This is a genomic window from Dehalococcoides mccartyi 195, from assembly GCF_000011905.1.
GTDB classification, from domain to species: Bacteria; Chloroflexota; Dehalococcoidia; order Dehalococcoidales; family Dehalococcoidaceae; genus Dehalococcoides; species Dehalococcoides mccartyi.
This window is the reverse complement of sequence record NC_002936.3, coordinates 812077-831071: the sequence shown is the minus strand read 5'-3', so window position 1 is coordinate 831071 and position 18995 is coordinate 812077. Positions and strand designations below refer to the sequence as shown.

The 18995-nt window shown below is 46.6% G+C and carries 18 protein-coding genes; 9 read left to right on the top strand and 9 right to left on the bottom strand.

Going from position 1 to position 18995, the window contains the following annotated elements; genetic code table 11:
* Nucleotides 1-17 precede the first annotated feature (17 nt).
* The 3 genes from DET_RS04710 to DET_RS04700 are packed head-to-tail and all read right to left on the bottom strand — an operon-like array spanning nucleotide 18 to nucleotide 6940.
* A complete protein-coding gene (locus DET_RS04710) occupies nucleotides 18-4391 on the bottom strand; it encodes a metallophosphoesterase (RefSeq protein ID WP_010936073.1) in 4374 nt (1457 codons plus the stop codon).
* 1 nt (nucleotide 4392) lies between these two features.
* Nucleotides 4393-6663 (bottom strand): DUF2341 domain-containing protein, encoded by a 2271-nt coding sequence (locus tag DET_RS04705; protein WP_010936072.1) that lies wholly within the window; start codon nucleotides 6661-6663, stop codon nucleotides 4393-4395.
* Nucleotides 6644-6940: a hypothetical protein gene (locus DET_RS04700; RefSeq protein WP_010936071.1), complete on the bottom strand. Its 297-nt coding sequence runs from the start codon at nucleotides 6938-6940 to the stop codon at nucleotides 6644-6646. Before DET_RS04700 ends, DET_RS04705 begins: the two co-directional genes overlap by 20 nt.
* Before the next feature lie 146 nt (nucleotides 6941-7086).
* Here DET_RS04700 and DET_RS04695 point away from each other — a divergent pair, with 146 nt between their 5' ends.
* The 9 genes from DET_RS04695 (at nucleotide 7087) to DET_RS04655 (ending at nucleotide 13035) form a co-directional block, all read left to right on the top strand.
* Complete coding sequence (locus DET_RS04695) at nucleotides 7087-7542, top strand: hypothetical protein (RefSeq protein WP_010936070.1); 456 nt, start codon at nucleotides 7087-7089, stop codon at nucleotides 7540-7542.
* 64 nt (nucleotides 7543-7606) lie between these two features.
* Nucleotides 7607-7867 carry a hypothetical protein gene (locus tag DET_RS04690; protein ID WP_010936069.1) on the top strand — a complete coding sequence of 87 codons (261 nt, stop codon included), beginning with the start codon at nucleotides 7607-7609 and terminating at the stop codon, nucleotides 7865-7867.
* An 84-nt stretch (nucleotides 7868-7951) separates the two neighbouring features.
* Nucleotides 7952-8332 (top strand): hypothetical protein, encoded by a 381-nt coding sequence (locus tag DET_RS04685; protein ID WP_148184965.1) that lies wholly within the window; start codon nucleotides 7952-7954, stop codon nucleotides 8330-8332.
* A gap of 5 nt (nucleotides 8333-8337) precedes the next feature.
* The gene (locus tag DET_RS04680) at nucleotides 8338-8700 is read left to right on the top strand and encodes a hypothetical protein (protein ID WP_010936067.1); all 363 of its coding nucleotides are present in this window, start codon (nucleotides 8338-8340) and stop codon (nucleotides 8698-8700) included.
* The gene (locus DET_RS04675) at nucleotides 8701-9129 is read left to right on the top strand and encodes a hypothetical protein (RefSeq protein WP_010936066.1); all 429 of its coding nucleotides are present in this window, start codon (nucleotides 8701-8703) and stop codon (nucleotides 9127-9129) included. It begins immediately after the preceding gene.
* Between the two features lie 9 nt (nucleotides 9130-9138).
* Nucleotides 9139-9948, top strand: a complete 810-nt coding sequence (locus DET_RS04670) for a hypothetical protein (RefSeq protein WP_010936065.1) — start codon at nucleotides 9139-9141, stop codon at nucleotides 9946-9948.
* A complete protein-coding gene (locus DET_RS04665; protein ID WP_010936064.1) occupies nucleotides 9945-10934 on the top strand; it encodes a hypothetical protein in 990 nt (329 codons plus the stop codon). The genes DET_RS04670 and DET_RS04665 overlap by 4 nt, the downstream gene beginning before the upstream one ends.
* Nucleotides 10931-12691, top strand: coding sequence for a hypothetical protein (locus tag DET_RS04660; protein ID WP_010936063.1), 1761 nt, complete (start codon nucleotides 10931-10933; stop codon nucleotides 12689-12691). Before DET_RS04665 ends, DET_RS04660 begins: the two co-directional genes overlap by 4 nt.
* The gene (locus tag DET_RS04655; protein WP_010936062.1) at nucleotides 12691-13035 is read left to right on the top strand and encodes a hypothetical protein; all 345 of its coding nucleotides are present in this window, start codon (nucleotides 12691-12693) and stop codon (nucleotides 13033-13035) included. Before DET_RS04660 ends, DET_RS04655 begins: the two co-directional genes overlap by 1 nt.
* Here DET_RS04655 and DET_RS04650 read toward each other — a convergent pair.
* From DET_RS04650 to DET_RS04615, 6 genes are all read right to left on the bottom strand, one after another.
* Complete coding sequence (locus tag DET_RS04650; RefSeq protein WP_010936061.1) at nucleotides 13025-13294, bottom strand: hypothetical protein; 270 nt, start codon at nucleotides 13292-13294, stop codon at nucleotides 13025-13027. The genes DET_RS04655 and DET_RS04650 overlap by 11 nt on opposite strands.
* Nucleotides 13295-13306: 12 nt before the next feature.
* Complete coding sequence (locus DET_RS08665) at nucleotides 13307-13771, bottom strand: hypothetical protein (protein WP_041223320.1); 465 nt, start codon at nucleotides 13769-13771, stop codon at nucleotides 13307-13309.
* Between the two features lie 336 nt (nucleotides 13772-14107).
* Nucleotides 14108-14701 (bottom strand): hypothetical protein, encoded by a 594-nt coding sequence (locus tag DET_RS04635; RefSeq protein WP_010936059.1) that lies wholly within the window; start codon nucleotides 14699-14701, stop codon nucleotides 14108-14110.
* Nucleotides 14702-14775: 74 nt separating this feature from the next.
* On the bottom strand, nucleotides 14776-15309 hold the full coding sequence (locus tag DET_RS08660; protein WP_041223318.1) for a hypothetical protein: 534 nt from the start codon (nucleotides 15307-15309) through the stop codon (nucleotides 14776-14778).
* A 113-nt stretch (nucleotides 15310-15422) separates the two neighbouring features.
* Complete coding sequence (locus tag DET_RS04625; RefSeq protein WP_010936057.1) at nucleotides 15423-16058, bottom strand: recombinase family protein; 636 nt, start codon at nucleotides 16056-16058, stop codon at nucleotides 15423-15425.
* A 325-nt stretch (nucleotides 16059-16383) separates the two neighbouring features.
* Nucleotides 16384-18990: a CHC2 zinc finger domain-containing protein gene (locus DET_RS04615; RefSeq protein ID WP_010936056.1), complete on the bottom strand. Its 2607-nt coding sequence runs from the start codon at nucleotides 18988-18990 to the stop codon at nucleotides 16384-16386.
* Nucleotides 18991-18995 lie beyond the last annotated feature (5 nt).

The following is an 18995-nucleotide window of genomic DNA, read 5'->3' as shown; positions in this document are numbered from 1 at the left end:
AATAGTACTTTAGTTGGTCACATACCAATTGAGCGGCGAATATGCCTGGGAATACTCTGCTTAATCTTTGGTGCTTTTGCCTGAACAAACCTTATCTCCGGATTACGTTCAATATCAATTTTAGCAGTGGTAACACCCATTTCCTGAGTAAGATTAGTGGGTGGCTTTTTGCCACGAGTAAAGAATGTTTCTTCCGGAGTACCTTCAAGCCTGGGGGCATCTTCAGGCGGTTGGAATACTATTTCAACATGACCATCAGCACGTTTTATATACCAGACCGGGCGCTGATCGCCACCACTGCCCAAAGCCCCCTGTCTCCATGCTACATCTCCGTTTTTCAGTTTAGGGCGTGTTATTTCAGTAGTCACTTGCCTTTTTTTATCAGGCTCTTTTGGCGTATAAGTACCTATTGGGGGACGTGGCGGCGGATTACTGACAGGAGGATTAACTCTTGTCTCAGGAGGATTTACACGCCCTTCACTGGGCACCCTGGTTGCAGAGGTACTTATTCGCTGGCTGGTATTAGTATAACGCGATAGATTATCAGTGACCCTTATACCAGTTCCACCGCGGCGAGGGAGGGTATCTATTCTTCTATTATTTGGTATAGGGCGTCTTAGCTCAGATGTTGCACGGGCTTCTTTTGATGTAGCTATCCTGCGGCTCGATTGTTGAGGGCGTGCCGATATTGCTACAGCTTTCCCTACGAAACCTCCTACTGTATAAGGCACCGTATAGCCACGTCTGACGGCCATGTCCCGCATCCTGAATTCTTCCATAGCACGAGCATATTCAGCTTCCATCTCGGCGCGTGTTATAGCCCGGGCTTTATTACGAACTAATTTGATATTCTGTTCACCTATATGATGTATTTTGGATACGCCGTTGGTACCGGATCCTGAGTCAATATTCGTCACTAATCCGTCATACTTGGAAGTTATGCGGCCACCTTGAGGTGTATGCCCATGAACGAGTCTTTCAGCATCAAATGTTTTCAGCATTTCCATTGCTGATTCTTTAGTCATCTGATAGCGGTTTTTGACCATCAAGTCATAAAAATGCTTAGATCCTTCGGTGGTCTTAGCCAGTTCTTTAGTGTATTTGTTTACGATCTCAAGATTGCTGCCTTTAAACCCTTTGATTTTAGCTTCTTTTAAGAGCTGCATATATACATTAGGGCTATCTGCATGGACATATAGAACCCCATCCTTTACGTACATTGCAGGGCGATCTTTGAGCCATTCCAGAGTTTTACTATCAGCTGATAAGGCCTCAGCCACATGCCCGCGGCCATCAGCAAAGAGTTCCATTAATTTAGCTGAAGTTTCATTACCTGTACTTCTAAAATATTCGGCGTATTTACCAAGCAACTCTTTCGAACGTACCTTGCCTGCCTGGCTAAGCAGTTCCGGAGGCAGAGTTTTCAGCTCTCTTGCTACTGCTCCGAATACTATATCATGGTTACCCATGAGAGTAGTTATACGGCTGCCCATTTTACTAGCCTGTGCGTCAAGAACCTGCATCTTATTAATCAGTTTAGTGCCGCCATAACCTCGGTCTACAATATCACCGGCCTGTACAAGGGTTGTATCTTTGGCTATCCAGTTGCCGGCCTCATCTACGAAGCCTTCTCTGGTGAGCGTATGCATTACCTGGTTATATTTGCCGTGCAAATCACCCAGGGCGTATGTTCCTTCTGATAGAGGGCTGATTCGACCTGTCTTCTTAAGCTGTTCCAGCTGCTTTTTGATCTGAGTTACATTTTTTTGAGCTTCAACTAACTCATCGTAAGGAGTAGTTTTACCTGCTTTTTTGCTGACCTTGGCTTTTGTACCCGGATTAAATATATTCTTTAGAGTATCAGCTGAACCGATAATCTTCATCTGGTTTATTTCTGTCTGCGTAAGCGGAGAGGCCTTGCCGTTAATTACCAGTATATGTAAGAGATCTCCATAAGCATCACGGGAATATAAAAGCTGGTCTGGTTTTGGCAATACCGTACCGGCGGGCAGACGCATCTCTATTTCGGCTGTGCCGGCCCATGTTTTGCCGGAGATTTTCAGCTTTGAAAGTAATTCCGGGTCTCTGATAATAATTGCGCCTTTGAGAGCGCCTTTAGAACCTGAAACGCCAGCGGCTGTAGACATAGAAAACTTGGTATGCAAAGAAGGAGATACAAATAAATCTCTACCTTTACCTACAGAAGCAGCTCCTTTTACATCATCCTTGACTACGCCCACAGTCAGGCCGTCTAAAAAGGGGCGGACATCCGGAGTAGCGCTGATTACGGCCGGAGCTATGGTTTTGTTCAGAGCGGTTGTTTGTATTTCCGCTGTTACACCCTCTTTTGTAGCTTTGGCTGTTTTACCCGCGATGGCCTTTTTAGTTATTTCATCCCGTAGGGCCATTGCAAGCGCTTTTTTACCGCCGACATCAACAACGGGCAGACGGACGGTATGGAAGCTCAATTCAGCTGAGCTTAGAGGGATCTTACGGGGCATAATCATGGTTTCAAACGGGGATAGAGCCACCTTAGCAGTTGCCAATGGGTGTAGGACACTGGTCAGAGGCGCTTTAACTTCTGCCAATATTGCTTTACCCAATGCCGCGGCGGGTCTAGCTCCAGCTCTGGCTATTGCAGCTGCTTGTCCGATAAATGGGATAAAGGTAGCCACATCAATAGCAGCTGACAGGGCTATTTGACCGCCGGAATCGCCCTTACCGATTGAATACAATGTGCCGACTATGGGAATCATATAGATCGTAAAATCTTTGAGAACTTCCCCGGTGTTTTGCTGCTTGATTATCCGGGTAATGAATTCCTCTTTACTCTCGGCCATTTCCATGCCTTTGATTCCGGCTTGCCAGGCGGCCTTATCGTATTCTTTGGATAGATCATCTCTGTTGAATGTCTTGGTTTGGGCTTGCCCAAAGGTAAAGATCTCTTTAATAATATCACGGGCTAATCCTGAATCCTGGTCTGCTGATTTTCTGAGGACGTCATCAATCGTCTTGTAGTCACTGGGTTGGCCACCTAGAATTGTAGCTATTCTGGCAGAATTCAGGCTGCCGTCTTTGTTATAGATATCAGACGGTTTCATACCTAACAGGTCAGCCATTCTTAGTTGCCCGGATAGTTTCTGCTTCGCAATATTTTCCAGTACCGCGTCTGATATAGACTTTGAGCTGGCCTGTAGGTTCTGCCTGGTTACAATTTCATTTGCTTCACGCATAGCTTGTTTGAGGTTATCAGAGCTAACATCATAACCCACAATCTCTTTAAGTTCAGCAAAATACTTATCAGCTTCATTTTTGGGCATATACGCCCAGTCAAAATTGGGGGCGTTATATTCAATCTGTTCATTTGATGGCAGTAGCCCCAGGCTTACAGCCACGTCATCAGGCATTCCGGGCGGTGCGTTTTGGCCTACGTTATATCCGGAATCAGGCGGTACATAGACCGAATCAGCCGGTATCAAACCGTATTCAATCGCCTTTTTAAACTGCTCTTCAGGCGAAAGGGATGAAAAACCCTTGGCATCAATAAAAGCTGCCAGAGCCTTAGCGGTGGCGGTAGATTTATCCATGCCGGCCAGGGTATTTTTGAGCTCGTCTATATCATCAGTCCGGAGCTGGGCATTTTGAAGTACATCTGGTGTTCTTTCCACAGCCGCTAGGATGACATTTGCGGGCGCGCCGATGCTGGCGAGGTACTCTGTTATATATTCGTGCATTTTGGCGGGGTCTGACCAGGCTAAGCCCGCCATAGGCACGGTGTAGACTGTGCCATTGGGGGTAGTAAACGTCCAAGCGGTAGAATTATCCACTGTGACCTTAACATTGTTATCGGTACCTGTGGTATCAGAGCTGTTATCGGTGCCGGCATCAGAATCATTTACCGGCTCATATGTGTACGTTTTGCCACTGCCGGCCGCTAAACTCTCTTCAGTTATGGCAGTGAATTTCTTATCTCCTACTTTAGGTTCTTGCTCAGCTACTCCTTTGCTGCTGCCTGCCGCTTCACTCTCTACTGTTATAGCTCTGCCACTGGATTTTATCACGGGGACTTGCTCCGCCGCGCCCTGGATAATATTATCCGGAGCCTGAGCGTTGACCAGAAAGTTATTTATATACTGGGCAACATCTCCTTCCGCGTTCTTGGTATTGATTTCGTACTTTAACCCGCCGGGAGCGGTTATAGTCCAGATATCATTAGCTACTTTGACCGATACATCAGACTGACCGGTAGTGTTTTTTTGGATAGCCTGTCCATTGCGCTGTTTTTCGGCCGCTTTGATAATAACTGCATCACGGCCTGAGACATTTTCAATCAGTTTTGCCCGGCTGGAAGACCCGCTTACAGGATTTGAAGGATCATATAATATGGACATATCATACCTCTCTTCTGTTAGTAGCGTAGATGGCTGCCCGGATTATCATGTAAACACTCATCAGGATAATAGGCAGAGCCTGTATAATGGCATTTCCGCCAATATCCGGATCTATAATGCCGTAGCCTAAGAGCAGCAGGGATATCCCGGCGATAATAGTCATAATGATATCCCGCTTTATATAGGCAATAGCTATCAGTCCCAGGGTAATGATAACTCCAATCATGATTCCCTCCGTTCTGTCCTGGCTGTATCCGTCCGAATATCCCCAGCCGGAATATCCCCAGGCTCTGTAGTAGTGAGTGCTTAGTTCTCCGGCAGCACCGGTATCGGTGAAGCTTTCAGCCGGGCCGTCATATACTACCAGGCCATCATCTGGTGATTCCGGATAATGCAGACTGCCCCGTACAATGACCGTAGACAGGGACAGGTCACCTTTTACCCAGGTCAGTTCAATATTATTTCCTGAGATATCAGCTGAGAGGTTAGCCGGATCTGCCGGCTTTCCCTCTTCTGTGCCGAAAATGAGGAAAGTATCCGGAGACATAAGGTTTAAATTAGTAGCAGCCAACCAGGCAGCCGAGCGGACAACACCCGAGATACGCAGTTCATCAATCAGACCGTCAAAATAGGTGCTGCCGCTGCTGCCGCCCATCCGGTTGCCAATATATAACCCGTCAGTATTAGTGTCCGGGTCAGAGCTCAGGGTCTGTGATCCGGCGGCAGTGCCGTTATGGTAGAAGCTGATAGCCCGGCCATTGCAGGTAAACGAAATATATGTCCAGTCAGTATCGGTAAAAACATTATTACTCTGGACAGCTGATGGTCCCGCCCATTCTATCCGGTTTATGCTGCCAATATAGCGGGTATTGCAGTAGTAGCCCAGGGCAGGGTTGCCCTTAGCAAAGATATAGCCGTCTGTACCGGCGCTGTCAGGCAGGATAATCGCTTCTACGCTGCCGCTGGTAATATCCAGAATGGCATTATAGGCAACGATTATCTGGTCATTTATTCCGTCAAAGTACTGGGCATACCCCAGCAGTCCGGCGGTTTGTGCGGCCATATCGCCGGATTTAGTACCTGGCAGGCTGCCTACGGAGCTATTTATTAGGGTAGAGCTGGCATCAGACATATGGTACACAGCCACATATCCGTTTGACCAGACACCGGCGGGATTCTGTCCATCACTGACGGCCTTATTCCCGTAGTACATATATATGCCATCAGTAGCCACATTGGCCAGCTGAACAGGATTCTTGACATAAATCTCAGCTGTTTCAGATACAGAATCCCAGCTGACAATCTCATAATCCAGGTTACTCACCCCATCTGTAAAACGGATATCCTCTCCATTATCCTGTGCCCGGCTAAAATCAAAATTGGTGGAATCCAGTTTGATATACACCGGGAAATTGGTCAGAGTTTCGGAGATTGTGGTCATATCCAGGGCGATAAAACGGCGGTACAGCCAGTTATTATTCCACCAGCTGGAGTTAGTATCATCATAGTAGATTGTGCCGGCTAAATCCCATTTCATCAGTCCCTGACTGCCCCATCCGCTATCAGTAGTCAGCAGGGGAAGAGATAAGGTGACGTCCCATACCCGGGTACCGCTGCCCCAGCCGGTATCACCTTTAGGGTTCTTTTCCAGGCTCTTTTCAGGTAAAGATATAGAGGTCTTAAGTTTATTGTCCTTAAGAGACTTGGATTTTGCTGTCCAGTCAGCCAATTCTATAGGGATAATCTCCTGTATAGTACTGGTTTGCCAGGCAACCGGGATATCCGTAAACCAGTACACCGTACCTGTTTTCTGATCTATCCTATCATAGGCACCTGATTTGATAATTTCCCCTCCGGATGAAACCAGGTTACCTGATTTATCCATAACCGGAAGTGAAACATCCTGGTATAGGGTCTGGCCGCTGGCATCTATACTGAGTACCAATTTACCGGTAGCAGTATAACTCTCTTCAATAGTTTCAAACTGGGTAGGGTAACTGACCTGATATTCATTTATGGTCAGCTCTGTAATAGTAAGACGAGATAGGTCTGAGACATTCAATCCGTCAAATAGGACTTCAAGCGGCAGGTCGGGCAGGGCTTTACCCTCATTGGTGATAGTGACACGGAAGGTCACACTGACCGGGCTTTCGTAGATACGCTCGAAGTGGACGGTCAGCTGGTCAGCTGCTGTTACCGAAGCAGCCGGCTGAATAATCAGGCCAGCCAGCAGGACTATAACAGATATAAATTTAACTAACCGCCGCAGCATCTATTGCCCGTTCCCTCTCCGCCCATCCTTTTACACTCTCATATAACATTGGATTAGACGGCAGCCGTTCACCCCGCGACCAGTAAAGTTCAGTCATTTTACTGACACCCAAACTTCTGGCCAGGGAGCGCGGTCCCACCTTTTTTCTGAGGTACTTGATATCGTCAACAAACGAGAGCACCTCGTGTGATGATTCTTTCAGCCCCAGTACTGCATGGGTCTTGCCCGGCATTCTCTGCCTCTCCGGCTTTTCTGCATTCATAGTTACAGTGTACATGTCCAAATCCCTCAGTAAAGATTTTCTTAATTTTATTAAAGATTTATCTGATTAACGCCTACTTGAGTAGACCTTAAATAAAAAAATACCCTCTACAATCGCAAATAACAGAAAAATATTTTGTTATGGAAGGGGGTGAGAAGGCTTTGCAGAAGATATTTGGGGTAGTCATCGGAATTATTGGCATTGCAGTCGTTTTCATTATTTTCCCCATGGTTATGGACAGTACCCATGACGTCCAGACTGACAGGTATGTTGAGACCGAAGCGGCTGTGGCCACCGGAGCGGGTGAAACCTCAGCGGGCGTTGTACTTACGTATGAGCTTTATAACAACGTCAATACTTCGGTTATATCCATTACCTCAGATGAGGTTACTGATGTTCCTGTTGCCGGCACATGGACTCAAGCTACCAAAACTTTAACCGTGACTGGTCTAGCAGCTGAGGATTCACGGACTCTGACTATTACCTACGAACACGATGCCTTGACCGGCTTTACCGGTATGGGAGCATTCGCGGGCATTATTCCTCTGTTGATATTGGTTGCGATTATTTCAGTCTTAGTTGCCGGAATCTGGTCAAGCGTCAAAGGCCGCGGGTGATGGCCTGAAACTTTAGCTGATTGTCCATTTTTTAAATACACAGTAATGAGAGGAGGTGAATAAAGTGGGAAATATTTGGAAGGTCGTCCTGGGTGTTGCTGCTATAGCGGTTTCATTGGTAATTTATCCGATCATCCTGGACGGGGTGGCCGCTATTACCGGGGATGCCAACATAGCCGATTACACCGGCCTCGAGCCGTTTGCTAACGTGCTGCCTCTTCTGATCCTGGTTGCCATGATCTTCGGCGGCGGTCTGCTCACATTCCAGGGTGTGCGTGGCGCTAGAAGCTCCAGCAAAAGCAAATCCGGCAAGAAATATTCTTAGTCCCCACTCTTTACTATGAGCATGCCCTGGCAGAAAACAAAGCGGATACAACCGTCACTCAAACTTACCGAAGACTCTCGTATCTTGGAACCAGATCTGCCGGTATATAAGGGCGTGGCTGTAGATGAAGATACCCGGGAGGCATGGGTGCTTTTCCCTGACGCTCTAATCCCAGGGGAAAACGGTATCGGACCGTCAACTCTGGTAATAAACGAACGGGATACAGCCCCCGTGCTTCTCGGCGGGACAAAAGAAAATATACGTGATGCCAAATCCATACGTGAACTAGTTAATGCAATCTCTCATGAGTGCAGGGAAGAGGCTCATGTCAGCCTGGATAAAGAGCACAAGCAATCATGGCTGAATAACTGGCTTCCTATAACAATTTTATCCATAACCCTGCTGTTTATTCTGATGGTCATAGTGGGGCTTATCTCTAACGGCACACTCCATTTACCGGGGTAATAATTATGAAGAATAAAAATAATAACAATCTTAAACCGAATACTCTGGTGCTGGACCGTGAAAACGGTTTCAGCCTTCAGCATATAGAAAATGCCGCCGGCCGGCGCTGGCGCTTCAGGGGGCAGACAGTATTTTTGTATCAGTCTGTAAATGGTGTTCTCAGTGAATACCGGGTACCGGCTGAAATGAAAGAGCCGCCTGAACGGACATATCGATATCTGGACTGGACTTACCTAGTGAAAGAGCTATTTTCCCGTACCAATCCATGGCCTGAACGCATAAAAATAGGTTTGCAGGTAGCGATTGTGCTGGCTCTCCTGTTTTTTATCTACCTCATTTATAGCTCTTTTACAGGAACGGGGGCATAAATGGCTAGGAAAACTCCATTTGGCACTGAAAACGGATTTACCCCTTTCCAGTCATCGTCTAACCACAATGGCAACGGCAGTGGCATAAATGTCGATGACGTCCAAAATTTGATAGGTGACGCTCAAGTCCCGTCAGTTATTAAGGAGTTGGTAGACCCCGGTGAAACGCCTCTCAAACTGCTTATGCGAACCTGTTTCAAGAATGAGGGGCAGGTAAATTCCGCGGTCGAATACCTGTCACGCTGTAAAGCCACCAATGACAAAGAAGGAGAAGAAAAACTTCTTTTCAAAATGGCCGCCAATGTCTCCATAGACGGGATGGCCCGCAAGGAAGTCGTGATGGCGCTATCACAGCGGATTGCACCTGAGCTTTATACCTCAAAGAAACTGGCGGCAAACCGTGACGCCAAAGATGATCGGGGACCGTAAGGGGGAAAGATGCCGTTTAACTGGGGATTTATCGGTCCAGAAGGCTCCGGAAAAAGTATAGGTATGACCTATCTTGATGTATTACATCTTGCCAAGGATGGACAGGTTGCTACTTTCCCGGGCTACAATATTTATCTGCGGCAAGAGAGGGATTCTGAAGGCCAGCGAATCCTGCTCTCCCATCCGGTCACCATGGAACAGATGATTATGACCCCGATAGAGAATTTCAGGGGGCATATAGTCTCTATTGATGAAATAGACAACTTCATGGATTCGTCACGTTCTATGTCAATGTTCAATCTGCTTATGTCGTATATCGCCAAACAGCGGCGCAAAAGTGGCATGGGCTTTAACTATACCATTCAGGAATGGGGCGATCTGTATTACCGGATGCGTAATAAGACCCATCTCTTAACCCTATGCTGGGACTTATACTGGTCGCCTTGGGGAAAAGACCGCAAGCTGGAAAGAGGCGAAATAATCCGCTGGGTGACCTTTGACTGCCTGGGTTTTTTTACCGGTAAACCCTGGTCTCAGCTGAAGACGAAATTGCTGACTGCCAAGCCTATTCGCGAATACTATGATACTTTCGCGGCTGTAGATATATTTGAGGGTATGAAAAAGTTTGAAATAATCAAACCGACAACCCGAATTGACCTGCGGCCGGGACAATTGGAAGAAGAGCCGTTGTCGCCCAAAGATGAGGTAGAACACCGGGAAATGGACCGCCGGATTATGGATGATTTAATCGAACAGGGTGTTAGTCCCAAAACAATGGGAGTGTTGCATAAACGCCTGGCCAGGGATAAATCACTATGAAAAAGGTGCTTTGCGGCTTATTACTGGCGGTAGTCTTGGTACTGGGAAGTCCTGCTGCCCAGGTAATGGCGGCTGATCCCACTACTCCTACCACCTTCTCAATAGACGATGTGCAAGTGGTTCATAATATCGTTGAGGCCGGCGATAGTCTGTATGCATTTAAATACACTATTGCTTATGATTCTGGACAGCCTACTACTCCGGCTAACAAGTTGTTCCACTTCCGCTTAATGGATACTGACGGAGTAACCCAGCTGGGAGCGGTAGAACCCTACGCTTATGCTGACTCCGGCTATGGCATGGGATATTCAGCCTTCTATTTTACAGCTGATAATTCACCCGTATGGGAAGCTGCTCTGATAGTAAAAATGGTTGGCTCTCCACAATACTGGGGGAGCCCGCCGGAGGTTAATTATACCCTGACCGGCTCTGATTACAGTCAGCTTGATACTAAATCAGAGAATCAGGTGCTGATGGGCAACTGGGTTATAGAGGTATGCCGTACCCTGGAAATCAACTGGGCGGTCAAACTCCTTACTGAAACTAATCAGGGCACGATCTTAAACGATACCGGCGCGGCCTATGGCAAGGGCACAATCCCTGGATTACAGACAATGTGCCCCAAAATATTCTCGGTGCAAAACCAGACTATTGATACTTCAGACCGTGACTGGAACCCGATTAAAATTGATGAATGGAAACTGCAATGGGACGGAACAGTAGTAGGAGCGTTTCTAGCCGGATTGGCCGAACTGTTCTCCATGGACTGGCAGATAGTGACCAGCTTCGGGGTGGGAGTACTGGTTATTCTATTGTTTGTCTGGGGACAGAGCAAATGGTCAGACAACCAGGCGGCTATGATTGCGGGCATCCATGTGTTGAATGGCTCAACTCTGATGGGTTTTTTGCATCCGGCTATTCTGGCCATTCTGACGCTGCTTAATGCTCTGTATCTGGGATATTTATTGATGGGTAAACACGCATGAAAAAATTTATTATCGCAGTCAGTATGTTTGTCATGTCCGTGCTGATTGGGCCGGGCACTATCTTAGCGTCTGATATAACAGATGCTATATACCGGGCGGATATCCGGGCTACCAATAGCAGTTATACGGCCATGAAAGTGTCAGCGCCGTTTACCTGGTCGACCCAAAGCCTGCTGGACGGGTATTACATTAATTCGGGCTTTACTAATCTGGCCCTGCGTGATTCCATCGGTAATGACATACCTTTTATGCCCGGGCAAGGATCTGATCCGTGGATTATGTGGATTGACCAGATAGCGCAGAATTCCGTTCTTAATTACAGCCTGTATACAGGCGGTGAAACTGCTATGGGCGGTAAACTGGCCTATTTCCCTGACACAGCCGGTATGAGCGTTGTTGATTCTGCGTCTTTGGAGCTGGGGAGTGATTTTGAGATTGAGTTGAGTGGGTATATAAATACATCCAGCGGGACCAGCAAATTAATAATCGACAAAGGCGGTGCTTATATTTGCTACCCGAATAATGCAGGCGAAATTGTTGCGCTAATCGGATCAGCAGCAAATATTAGCCAAGCCACATATTATTCAGCCACCACATCCAGAGTCTACGGAGCAAATTGGTATGGACAAACTTTTATCCCTATTAGCGATATATATGTCAACAGTATTACATTATGGTGTCAGAAAATATTAGCGCCAAGCGGAAATTTTAATGTATATATCTACGCCGTATCTGGAGGAGTGCCAACTGGTACTGCGCTTGCAACTGGATCAATTAGCGCATCTACTATCAGTGGGTCAGCTGGCGCCCAAACATTTTACTTAAGTCAGTCAGCAAAATTAAGTTCCGGAACTTCTTATGCCTTGGCTTTCTCTTGCCCGACTGGAGACGCTTCTAATTATATTAAGGTGTGGTCAGAAAATTCGGATGCTTATGCCAGTGGAACTAAGTGTTCGTCATCGGACAGCGGCGTAACTTGGTCAGCAGACAGTTATGATTATTATTTTGTTGTAGGTGGCTATACTCCTGCTGTAACACTAACAGCTACCGGAATAATATCTAGCGACCATACAGTAAAAACTGTTTTATCCGGGGGAACATTTTCTTTATACGTTGACAATATATTGGCTGATTCTGCCGCTTATGCTGGCTCTATTACTGATAATGCCAATAACTGGGTTATCGGGGCTAACGGATCCATGCCTTACCTGTACTACGCTAAAATAACGATTGGTGGGGTATTAAAAGGCTCGTGGGAATGGCAATACGCCACTACATTTACGGATCTATCCGGGAATAGTAATGATGCCACGCCCTCATTCCGGACAACAACCACCGATGCGGATGTCTCGGCAGCTATAATCAGCTACAACGCCTACAATTTGAGCGCATTAGTAGTTTCTGGAGATGACAAAGGTATTCAGATTATAGATGATGATGAAATTTCTGATACGCCTGCCGGATTTTTCGGAGCGCTGGATCCTGACCGGCTTGAATTCCTGTCCCCTATAAATGAGATTATATCCGAAGCAGGTATCCCGCTTGAATTTGTCTGGTATCCGTTTATATTCGGCGGCGGAGCTGCTATTACCATGATATCGTTCGGAGTAACCCGTAAATTATTGCCATGTATCATCGCAGGTGGTATCTGGACAGGGTTCTTGTCTGCCGCTTTGGGAGCTGATTTATGGACAGTCCTGCCATTTGTAGTCGTAGCGGCTACTGAACTGGTAAACAGAAAGACGGTGAGTCTCTGATGCGTCCTCAATGGCTGGTATGGGTAGTATTTGCCTTCGTAATCGGCAATGCTATGTGTCTGATACTTGACGGTGTTTGGATAGGTACTGCCGAGCAGAATTTTTTTAATGCCTTACTGGGGTTCCAGGTAATGAGTTATACCGATAGCACGATGGCCAATATTGGCATTACAATTGCGAATTTCACAAACGGTTTAATCGGGTTTTTCACCCACGCTTTACCGAAACTGGTAGCATGGGATTATTCATTTCTGGATGGCGGATGGTCTGTAATCAAGTGGTTTTTACTCTGGCCTATATCAGCCGGTACTGTTTTAGGCGTAATCCTGTCATTCAGGCGATAATCAACGGCAAATACTGGCGGCAGTATCTTGCCGCCCGAAGCTCTTTAAACTTCCGGCTGTAATCAAAATACTCATCCACTGACAGCATATTATCTCTGGCGGGCTTTATTGACGCCCATAAACGGTCACAGAGGCGCTGGCATGAACACCCTTCACAGCCAGCGCTTCCCATTTCCTCGGCGCAGATATCCAGTTCATTCTGAAGCATTCGTAGGTTAAAATCATCCTCTCCCCGTTCAACAACACCTGTCCTGCTCATAAATTCACCTCTCTATTTAGTCCCCATAAAGTTGAATATGATTGTTTTTACTCCCATGGTTGATGAAGCGATTCGGGGTTCCTGATAGTTCTCGGGCACGTTTGCGCTAAACGATACCCGCATGATTGGCTTAATATTTCCATGGATTAAGGCACTTAGCATCGAGCCTGGATTATTCTGCCCACGCCCAGGTACGTTTACAGATGGTTTCATCTGAACGTCGTCTATCTCTTCAAACGTAACTACTCTGTGAGGGGTATTTTCATCCGTTCCAGCAAATGAAACCGCTATGAAATCAATCGGATATCTCATTTTATTGATATCCAGCAGCAGTTTTAGTTCATACTGCTCTAAAAATGCCTCGAACTCTATATCCAGCCAGACCGGTTCACCTTCTTCTATAATCTGCTTGGATTTAAATGACCGTATCTGGCCGAACGTTACGACCTTAGGACAATTTACAATTGCTTTTTCCATGCTGTTCACTCCTCTTTTTTGTGTTTATTCCATAACCACCCAATACTGAGGTCCGCAAATCGGAATAGCGACTCGCTTACCTATTAAATTTTGTTTATCAAGATTCGTTTCGGTAACTATTAAATGATGCGTGCCGGGGCTCTCGAATAGTCTATTCTTGGGACGAATGCCTTCAATAAAAGAACCATCCGGCCAGACTGCTTTAAGATGTCTCATTTTTATCATCTCCTCACTTTTTAAAACCTTACCCTGCCCTGCCTTACCCCTCCCCGCCCGGTCCGTCCTAGCCCCACCGTGCCTTACCAGACCATGCCCCGCCCTACCCTGTATGCTGCATTATTGCTCAATAAATTTTGTAACTATGAATTTACCGAATTTACCCCCACGTCCTGGGCGAAAATCACCTATCCCTACGTATAGTCCGGCATGATCTAAGGCCTGTTTAACAACCTCAATAGGAATTTGTTCATCTCCAATATTGATTTCAAATTCTAATTCCCACTCCTTAAATATTGGTCTGTAACGTACTATCCGTGCTTTCTGTATGACAACAGGACGACTATCGGTTTCATAATTCTGTATCAAATGAGTGATAGCATCAGGGGAAACAGAGACAGCGGAACCAATGAGTTTTGAATAGGTTGCCCCTCGTTTGCCTGGTATTTTTAGTGTTTTACTGGCCTCTTTAAGCGAGGCTTCAATATGGCTCGCTGGCTGATAAATTTGTCCATGATCATCCTTGTATAACGATAGTTCAGCCTCTGCCTTCCAATCTGGTACGCCGGTGCGTCTTTTTGACGTATCGTCTGCCCCCGCCATCGGGAATCTGTGCATCAATAATGGGGTGATACCTTTGATTTTAGTTAAAACAGTTTTCATTGATTTTCTTTCCTTTCCCTTAGCACAATTTTTATTAAGATAGGCCATCATTTTTTACAATTGTGAATTTTGATGTCTTATCTCTTTACAAAGGAGCTCTTTAATTGCTGTCATCTCTTACACTCCTATTGCCTGTTGCTGGTTACTAATGGCAGCTCTATTTGGTTACGGCTAAGCCACGTCAGTACACGCACTGAATGAAATCCACCAGGCAACAATAACCATAATTTTTCTCGCTTAAATCCTTTAATTATTGGCGCACACTGGTCTAGCCATATTACGTTATCAGCATGTTGACGCAACCAGCTAATTAACGGACGCCTCTTTTGGACACAAGACGAAACGGCCCCCTTTATTCCATACCCATTTAGCTTTGCATCAGTGCGTGTAATTTGGTAAGGGGGGTCAAGAATAACCCAATCCCAGTGACGTTTATCCTGTGCAATAAATTCCTCAACAGTACAATTTGCCGTAGCATTTTGATGTGCAATATCTACTCGCTCACTTCCTATCGTGCTGGAGCCAGAGAATAAGTGCAGGATATTACCGCTAATGAGGGATTTGATTATGCTTACAACCACAGGTGTAAATGCTCCGGGATAACCGGTATTATTAAACCCCATTCCGCAGGCTTCTATTTTGAACCCTTTGGCTGTCATGCCGTCACCTCAACTATTCCTTCAAAAATCATTTGTTTTTTGAAGCCTCCCATCCGATAAGATTTTTGGCTTTAAAATTTATGCAAAAATGGGGGTGGGTTTTTTGAAGCATTTTAATTGCCGGCCTTTATCCGGTTATAGACCCAACCGGCTGTAATTCTTAGCCCGGTCTGCTCGCTCAATATCCTCGCCGTCTCGGAATAACCCTGATTTTCTTTAGTAATCCGGTTAACCCGTGAGCAGGCTATCTCGTGGGCTTCCAAAACCTTATTGAAGTCTATTGCCTTTCTTGGGCGACCGAATGCCTTACCCTTAGCCTTTGCTCTTGAAAGTCCGGCGTTAACTCTTTCAATAATGGTGTCCTTTTCAAACTGGGCAAAAGCGGCATAGATGTTAAACATCAGGTCTCCAGCTGGACCTTGGACTGAAAGAACAGGGACAGTGGTAACAATAAAATCTATGCCGGCATTGCGCAGCATTTTAACGGACGAGGTGGCCACCGTAATGTCGCGGAATGCCCGGTCAAGTTTCCACACCAGTAACCCCCGAAACTTTCGGGCAGATGCATCCACTAACAACTGTTTCCATGCCGTCCTGCGGACGAAATCATTGGCCGAGGCATGATCTATATATTCCCTGGTTATTTCCATGCCGTTTTCCTGGCAATATTTCCGCAGCTCCATCAGTTGGACTTCCGGATCCTGATTTTTATCCCGAGTGCTTACCCTGGCATATAACGCGACTTTCATTTATCCGAGCCCTTTGAGAATGATTTAACAATCTTCATGTCAGCTAACTCCTATTCTTTTGGAAACATGGAAACAATAAAGGAATCTCAAAGCTAAGTTACGTTGTTTCCAAAATGTTTCCATTTTATTATTGTTAAGTAGTTTATTTGTTCGTATATCAATCGTGTTACCAAAATGTTTCCAGCTAACATTATGTCTGTTTCCAATGTTTCCAAAATTTAGGGCTTGTTTCCAGGTCTTGGAAACAACGTAAGCCACGATTGGAAAAAGTGGTTTGTTTCCATGTTTCCAAAATTTTGATATACCCCCCGCCGGTAAAAAATATTTACACATTTTCCATGCCTTCCAGCGGCAGGGATGTTGTTTTAGCCAATCCGATAGCCTCATTTTTAACCTTGACTACCCGGAATGACTTCGGGATAGCCGTTACTCTGGCCATGACCGTAGGCCTGCCGTCATTGGAGGCCTCAGTAAATCCCATGCGGTTTAAATCCCGCCATGTTTCCAGCTCGTTGATGGTATATGGATTGTTGGACTTTGCGCAGTGCTGGACTATTACCTGGTAAGTGGCGGCCGGATCCAGCAGGGTATGCCCGTTCATATAATCCCGCCAGCCGATAGCGGTCTTACCTGATGGCAACTCAGTCAGCGCGGCATCATTTTTATTGCGTAATACTGCCGTACCGATACGCAGCGATGCCTGGATAGCCTCAATAGCTCTCTGACCTGGGCGTTGTTCCTCAACCATTTCGCCCTGCTCCTTGGCCATGTCCATGAAATAACGGCGGCCCTCATTCATGAATAAATCGTATTCGTCTGCCTTAAGCTCTCCAGTAGATTTAGCAAACTCTAAAGCGGTAGACAGCGCAATCAGAAGGATGGCTACTACATCCGGCAGGCGGGAATGTATTTTGCAGTCGCTTAATTCATTGGTAATCTCAGCCCGCAGCTGGGTAAATTTCTGCCGGAGTTCACATTTGCGCTCAAGCCAGTTCGGTTGTAACCAGGCGATATAGTTGGCCATGGCCTGGCGGTATAGGTGGCGGTCCTTAGTCTGAGCCTCGGTCATTAAGCCGAGGTCAACCATTTCCTTTTCCAACCGCACGCTGATAATACGGGCGGTATGGGAATGGCCGGAGGGTGTATGCTCACCTGATGTAACCAACATACCGCGGGGATAATAACTCAGGCGTGAGGTTGTGTCTGAGCGCATCCGGCCGCGCCCCTGGTGATTGCCCTGGGCACGAATGATATGCTCAGCTTTAGCTTCCAACTCGCGTTTCTTATTGTTATCCTGACCAGGTGCCCAGTCATCTATAACCAGCGGCAGGTCCTTAGCGGTGAACAACAGTTTTTCCAGCTGGTTACCGGTATCCCGCCAAGACGCCGGCAGATGGTTATTGTCAAAATCTCCGAAATGGCAGAGTGCCAACGCAGACAGAGTTGATTTATAACTGCCGGACACAGCCACCAGCCATAAGGTAAAAGCCGGTTCAAGGGCTTCGGCCAGCGGAGACAGATACATCGTTGTCCAAAGCGGCAGGGTAACGGACAAGTCAGCGATATAGAGAAAGTTCAGGCTGGCCCGGACAGATTCCCTTAATTTCTCCGGGTCCGGTGTGCCCAGGAAATACCTCTGCAGCTGGGGTTCCAGGTCTACATCCACTCCATCACAGCCTATAGCCCCGCCCTGGGAGAGGAATATATCTTGCCCGTTAATATGACGCCAGCCGGTATGGGTATATATATGACGGGATTGGGCGTTTTGGGAGAGCAGCTGCATAGCCTCTCTGAGGCAGTCTTTAACGCTCTGACCGGCGCCTATGATGGCCCGCATTCCCCATTCTGATACTACCCAGTTTAATCCAGGGAAAGATGATGCAGACACCTCAATAGCGGGCAGATTATTACCGGCGTAATCATGGCCAAGTATCCGGAAAAACTTGGATACTTCTACCCCGTTGTCTCTGGTTATTTCTTCTGTTACCCTGGCTGTAAAATTACACAGGGGGAGAGTCAGCGATCCATCTCTGCCGCCTTTTATTAGACAGACCCTGCCGTTTTCCACACAATACCGCTCTCCGGATATCTCACGGAGGGAGTCCTGTATTAGCGGCGGTACATAGACCGGTGCCTCGGCTACCAGTTTTTCCAGCTGGGAGGCAGTTCCGCCGGCATTCAGCCAGTCGGAAAAGTCCTTAACCCCTGTATAGCCGTCCTCAGTCTTCTGGAATTCACCCGGCATCTCTATAATTTTTACCGGTACGCCTCTGTTATGTACGGATAGGGCGACCTCGGAGGCATGTTTGCGGCCGGGTTCGTCTTTATCGGCGATAATGATCACTTGAGGCGCACCTTTTAATTCATCAGAATATTTGTCTTCCCACTTGCCGGCGCCACAATCATTACACGTTGCGACCAAGTTTAAGCCTCGTATGTTATCAACGTCCTTTTCACCTTCAGCAATGTAGACTGATTTACCTTCAGCTATCCCGCGTACCAGATTAGGCAGCCGGTACAAAATATGGTCTATCCCATCCATATTATTGATGTAGTACCCGTTCTGATCCGGGCGTCTAAATCTGAAGGTTTTTGGCTGGTAGCGTACATGCTCGTAGTATATGGATCCGTCTTTTTGCTCATACGGGTATGCCATAACTATCCGACCCAGCGGTGAATTTTTCTTGGATGACTTGGCAGTTTTGGGCATTGCATCATTAACAGGCATATCCAACGCGGACATGATCGTCTCATAGCTACATCCGGCAAAGCATTTGATCAAAATCTTGCCACTCTTTTCGCATACTGATAGTGACGGGTTTTTATCGGCATGCGCAGGGCAGCAGGCCATCCAGCCGGAGCCGTTCTTTTTGACGCCCTGGAGTTTGGCCAGTATATCGTCTATCGTATATTTACGTGTTGCTGTTGTCATATTGG

Bases quoted from the DNA above. Each gene is read 5' to 3' on its own strand.
- DET_RS04710 (WP_010936073.1), bottom strand. From the start codon at position 4,391: ATGTCCATATTATATGATCCTTCAAATCCTGTAAGCGGGTCTTCCAGC.
- DET_RS04705 (WP_010936072.1), bottom strand. From the start codon at position 6,663: ATGCTGCGGCGGTTAGTTAAATTTATATCTGTTATAGTCCTGCTGGCT.
- DET_RS04700 (WP_010936071.1), bottom strand. From the start codon at position 6,940: ATGTACACTGTAACTATGAATGCAGAAAAGCCGGAGAGGCAGAGAATG.
- DET_RS04680 (WP_010936067.1), top strand. From the start codon at position 8,338: ATGAAGAATAAAAATAATAACAATCTTAAACCGAATACTCTGGTGCTG.
- DET_RS04675 (WP_010936066.1), top strand. From the start codon at position 8,701: ATGGCTAGGAAAACTCCATTTGGCACTGAAAACGGATTTACCCCTTTC.
- DET_RS04670 (WP_010936065.1), top strand. From the start codon at position 9,139: ATGCCGTTTAACTGGGGATTTATCGGTCCAGAAGGCTCCGGAAAAAGT.
- DET_RS04665 (WP_010936064.1), top strand. From the start codon at position 9,945: ATGAAAAAGGTGCTTTGCGGCTTATTACTGGCGGTAGTCTTGGTACTG.
- DET_RS04660 (WP_010936063.1), top strand. From the start codon at position 10,931: ATGAAAAAATTTATTATCGCAGTCAGTATGTTTGTCATGTCCGTGCTG.
- DET_RS04655 (WP_010936062.1), top strand. From the start codon at position 12,691: ATGCGTCCTCAATGGCTGGTATGGGTAGTATTTGCCTTCGTAATCGGC.
- DET_RS04650 (WP_010936061.1), bottom strand. From the start codon at position 13,294: ATGAGCAGGACAGGTGTTGTTGAACGGGGAGAGGATGATTTTAACCTA.
- DET_RS08665 (WP_041223320.1), bottom strand. From the start codon at position 13,771: ATGGAAAAAGCAATTGTAAATTGTCCTAAGGTCGTAACGTTCGGCCAG.
- DET_RS04635 (WP_010936059.1), bottom strand. From the start codon at position 14,701: ATGATGGCCTATCTTAATAAAAATTGTGCTAAGGGAAAGGAAAGAAAA.
- DET_RS08660 (WP_041223318.1), bottom strand. From the start codon at position 15,309: ATGACAGCCAAAGGGTTCAAAATAGAAGCCTGCGGAATGGGGTTTAAT.
- DET_RS04625 (WP_010936057.1), bottom strand. From the start codon at position 16,058: ATGAAAGTCGCGTTATATGCCAGGGTAAGCACTCGGGATAAAAATCAG.
- DET_RS04615 (WP_010936056.1), bottom strand. From the start codon at position 18,990: ATGACAACAGCAACACGTAAATATACGATAGACGATATACTGGCCAAA.